This window comes from Mesorhizobium sp. M2A.F.Ca.ET.067.02.1.1 (assembly GCF_004023285.1).
Lineage (GTDB): Bacteria > Pseudomonadota > Alphaproteobacteria > Rhizobiales > Rhizobiaceae > Mesorhizobium.
Genome location: NZ_RZSB01000535.1, coordinates 1 through 4,172 on the forward strand (window position 1 = coordinate 1; position 4,172 = coordinate 4,172).

The following is a 4,172-nucleotide window of genomic DNA, read 5'->3' on the forward strand; positions in this document are numbered from 1 at the left end:
GGCGCTGTTCGGCATCGTGCTGACGCAACTGGTGCGGCCGGGCGCGCCCGACTTCATGTCGACATTGGACGTGAAGGCGCCATACATCACCGGCGCGCCCGGCCGCACCAGTTGCGTCAGCACGATGCCGAACAGCGCCTCGGCGTTCTGCTGCGCCAGCGCGCCGGCCAGCGTCACCGGGCTCATCGCGCCCATCAGCGTGAACGGCGTCACCGCCACCGACTGGCCGTATTCGGCCATGGTCATCAGCCCTTCCGCCATCATCTCGTCGAAGCGGCGCGGCGAGTTGACCGAAATGATGGTGGTGACGCCGGGGTCCTGCGCCATCTCATCCAGCGTCAGCCCGCGCGCGATCGCCATCATCTCGATGCCGTCCAGCGCCCTGCCCCGCCCGATCGCCGAGACGTGGAAACATTTGTCGGTCAGCGTCAGATTGGCGAAATAGGTGTCCATATGCCTTGTGTTCGCCGGCAGCTCGATCGGCGCGCAGACCTGGTTGCCGAGCATATGGATGCAGTTGAAATGCTGCGCCAGCCGGACGAGGTCCTGATAATCTTGCATGTTGCCGGTGCGGCGGCCGCGCTCCATGTCGTGCACATTGGGCGGTCCGGCCACCAGCGTGAAGTTGATGGTGCTGCCGCCGAGATGGATGGCTCGAGCCGGATTGCGCGGGGTAAGCGTGTAGCTGCTGCGCGTCGACCGCAGCGCTTCCTCGACCATGCCGCGGTCGACGCGCACATTCATCGACCCGTGATCGACCTTGGCGCCGGCGCGCTCGAACAGCGACAGCGCCCGCGGGCTCATCACCTCGACGCCGAAATTCTCCAGGAGGTGCATCGATGCCTGGTGGATCGCCTCGATCTGGTCGGCCGACAACAGCGCCATCGGCGGATAGGGATTCTCCACCCGCCGCAGCGGCAGTTGCGGGATGGCGGCGGGTCCTCGGTTGCTGGTGCGCTCGGCGCCGCGCTTGCGTCTTGGTTCGCTCATGCGCGCATCAGAGCGCCGGTATCACAGGGGAGCTGTCAGGAATTCGCCATTTGCCGGCGCGATTTTAGCCAAGGCGGCATTTTTGGAAATCGACGAAGAGAATAGCGACGCAGTTGGTCGGAATATCGATACTGGATTTTTCGCGCTTCCCGCGTCAGCGTTAAGGAACCGCGCAAGACTCCTTTTATGATTTCGGCCTATTCGTCTTCCAATGCGTAGGTCGAGTTTTAGTAAAATTGTCGCTGTTTGCGTGCTGCTGGCGCTGTCGGCCTGCGCGACAGCGCCCAGCCACATCAACAATGTCTGCGCCGTGTTCGACCAGAATGACGGCTGGTTCGACAACTGGCAGTCCGCCGCCGAGCGGACCGAGCAGAAATACGGCATTCCCATTCCCGTGCTGATGGCGACGGTGCGCAAGGAATCCGGCTTCAAGAGCAATGCCCGCCCGCCGCGCACAAAGCTCCTCGGCTTCATCCCGTGGACGCACGTCTCGAGCGCCACTGGCTATTCGCAGGCGCTCGACGGCACCTGGTCGCAATATCAAAGCGAGACCGGCAACTGGGCGGCGCGCCGCACACGCTTCGCCGACGCCATCGATTTCGTCGGCTGGTACCACTCCAAGACCGCCGACTCTTTCGGTGTCGCGCGCAACGACACCTACAATCTTTATCTGGCCTATTATCTCGGCTGGACCGCCTATGGCCGCGGCAACCGCGGCGACGCCGGCGTTCAAAGCTACGCACGCGCCACCGACCAGATGGCGCGCGATTATCAGGCGCAGCTACGGCAATGCGGCAGCTGACACCCGTCCTGGGTTAGTGCCGCCTTGTCGTATCCTTCGGCCTGGCGACGCCGGTTTCCGAATCCTCGTCGCGCACTTCATGGCGACGGGCTTTACGCACCGCGTCGTTCTCCTCGACGCCCTCTCCGATCGCGTCGGCTTCCGCGCTGGCGTTTTTGCCGTCCGGACGCTGCGGCGGCGCACCGGCAAAGCCCGGCCCCACGCCATGCGGCGCATCATCCGGCACGCCTTCATGCGCGGCATGCTCCTTGTCGAACTTGATGACCGGCTCCATCTTGGCCAGCACGTCGTCCGAAAGCCAGCATAGGCTCGTATGGCCGCCGCCGAGATTCTTCACCGGCGGCACCTTCGTCTCGCACAGATTGTCCGGCACCAGCTTCTTGTAGCCGCAGCGCGTCTGGAACGGGCAGCCGGTCGGCGGGTTCATCGCCGACGGGATGTCGCCTTCGAGCACGATGTGCTTCTTGACCACGCTGGTGTCGGCGATCGGGATCGCGGACAGCAGCGCCTCGGTATAGGGATGGTAGGGCGGCGAGAAGATCTGGTCGGTCGTGCCCTGCTCGACGATGTAGCCCAGATACATGACCACGACGCGGTCGGCGATGTAGCGCACCACCGACAGATCGTGGCTGATGAACAGCATCGTCGTCTTGTTTTTGCGCTGGATGTCCATCAACAACTCGGTCACCGCCGCCTGCACCGAGACGTCCAGCGCCGAGACCGGCTCGTCGGCCACCACCACCTTGGCGTCCCCGGCAAAGGCGCGCGCGACGCCGATGCGCTGCTTCTGGCCGCCCGAAAGCTGGCGCGGCTTGCGGGTCTCGAAGGCCCTGGGCAGCTTCACCAGGTCGAGCAGCTCCAGCATACGCTGGCGTCGCTCGGCGACCGTCTTGCCGACATTGAACTTCTCCAGCGTGCGGATGATCTGTGAGCCGACCGTGTGGCTGGGGTTCAGCGTGTCGAAGGGGTTCTGGAACACCATCTGGATCGACGAGACGGTGTCGACGCCGCGGCTCTCGATGCCCGTCGACTGGATCTCCTTGTTGGCCAAGGTCACCGTGCCGGAGCTGGCGGTCTCGAGGCCGAGCAACACCTTGGCCAGCGTCGACTTTCCGCAGCCGGACTCGCCGACGATCGCCACCGTCTCGGATTCGCGCGCGGTGAACGAGATCGTCTCGTTGGCCTTGACGACGCGGCCTTCGCTGGAGCCGAACACCTCGCTGCCGCCGACCTTGTAGTATTTCTTGAGGTCCTGGATCTTCAGCACTGGCGCGCCGGGCTCGACCTTTTCGTTGACCTTCTTGGCGCCGGGCGGCAGCGCCTCCCAGTCGATCTCGTTGAAGCGCACGCAGCGCGAGAAATGCCCCTCATGGCCCTCAACCGGGACCATCGGGATTTCCGCAGCGTTGCAGACGCCCTCGACGAAATGGTGGCAGCGCGGCCCGAAATTGCAGCCCTTCGGCCGCTCATGCGGCAGCGGCAACTGTCCGGGAATGGAGATCAACGGCCGCGAGTTCTTGTCGGCGCCAGGCAGCGGGATCGAGCGGAACAGCCCTTGCGTATAGGGATGGCGCATCCGGTCGAACACGTCCTCGATCTTCCCGGTCTCGACCGCCTCGCCGGAATACATCACCGTGATCCTGTCGCAGGTTTCCAGGATCAGGCCGAGATTGTGCGACACGAAGATCATCGAGGTGCCGAACTTCTCGCCAAGCCCCTTGACCAGCTCGACGATGCCGGCCTCGACGGTGACGTCGAGCGCGGTGGTCGGCTCGTCGAGCAGAAGCAGCGCCGGTTTCGACAGCAGCGCCATGGCGATGACGATGCGCTGCTGCTGGCCGCCCGAAAGCTGGTGCGGATAGGAGCGCATCATGCGTTCAGGGTCGGGCAGCTTCACCGCCCGCACCATCTCCAGCGCGCGGTTATAAGCCTCCTCCTTCGATACTTTGTCGTGGATTAGCGGCACTTCCATCAGCTGCTGGCCGATCTTCATTGCCGGATTGAGGCTCGCCATCGGCTCCTGGTAGATCATGGCGATCTTGTTGCCCCGGATGGCGCGCAGCTCCTCCTCGGAGAGCTCGCCCATGTCCTTGCCCTGGAACTTGATGCGCCCGCCGACGATCTTCCCGATGTTGGAAAGGTCGCGCATGATGCCGAGCGACACGGTTGACTTCCCGCAGCCGGACTCGCCGACGATACCCATCGCCTCGCCGGGCATCACCGTGCAGGAAAAATCCATCACGGCCGGGATCTCCCCCTTGCGGGTGAAGAAGGAGATCGAGAGGTTCTCGATCTCGATGATGGGTTGAGCCGGATCTCGAACTGCCTCGTTCATGGGTCGCTCCAATCCTAAATTGTTCCAGCAGGTAGGGCCTGAGCC

At 63.9% G+C, this 4,172-nt stretch carries 3 protein-coding genes; 1 reads left to right on the forward strand and 2 read right to left on the reverse strand.

What is annotated here, in order from left to right:
• A partial coding sequence (locus EOA28_RS26915; protein WP_189342201.1) for a trimethylamine methyltransferase family protein occupies nt 1–990 on the reverse strand: 990 nt, incomplete at its 3' end.
• Nucleotides 991–1,201: 211 nt separating this feature from the next.
• Here EOA28_RS26915 and EOA28_RS26920 point away from each other — a divergent pair.
• Nucleotides 1,202–1,792 (forward strand): hypothetical protein, encoded by a 591-nt coding sequence (locus tag EOA28_RS26920; protein ID WP_128315460.1) that lies wholly within the window; start codon nt 1,202–1,204, stop codon nt 1,790–1,792.
• 13 nt (nt 1,793–1,805) lie between these two features.
• Here EOA28_RS26920 and EOA28_RS26925 read toward each other — a convergent pair whose 3' ends face one another.
• Entirely contained in the window at nt 1,806–4,127 is a 2,322-nt protein-coding gene (locus EOA28_RS26925; protein WP_127252179.1) for an ABC transporter ATP-binding protein, read from the reverse strand.
• Nucleotides 4,128–4,172 lie beyond the last annotated feature (45 nt).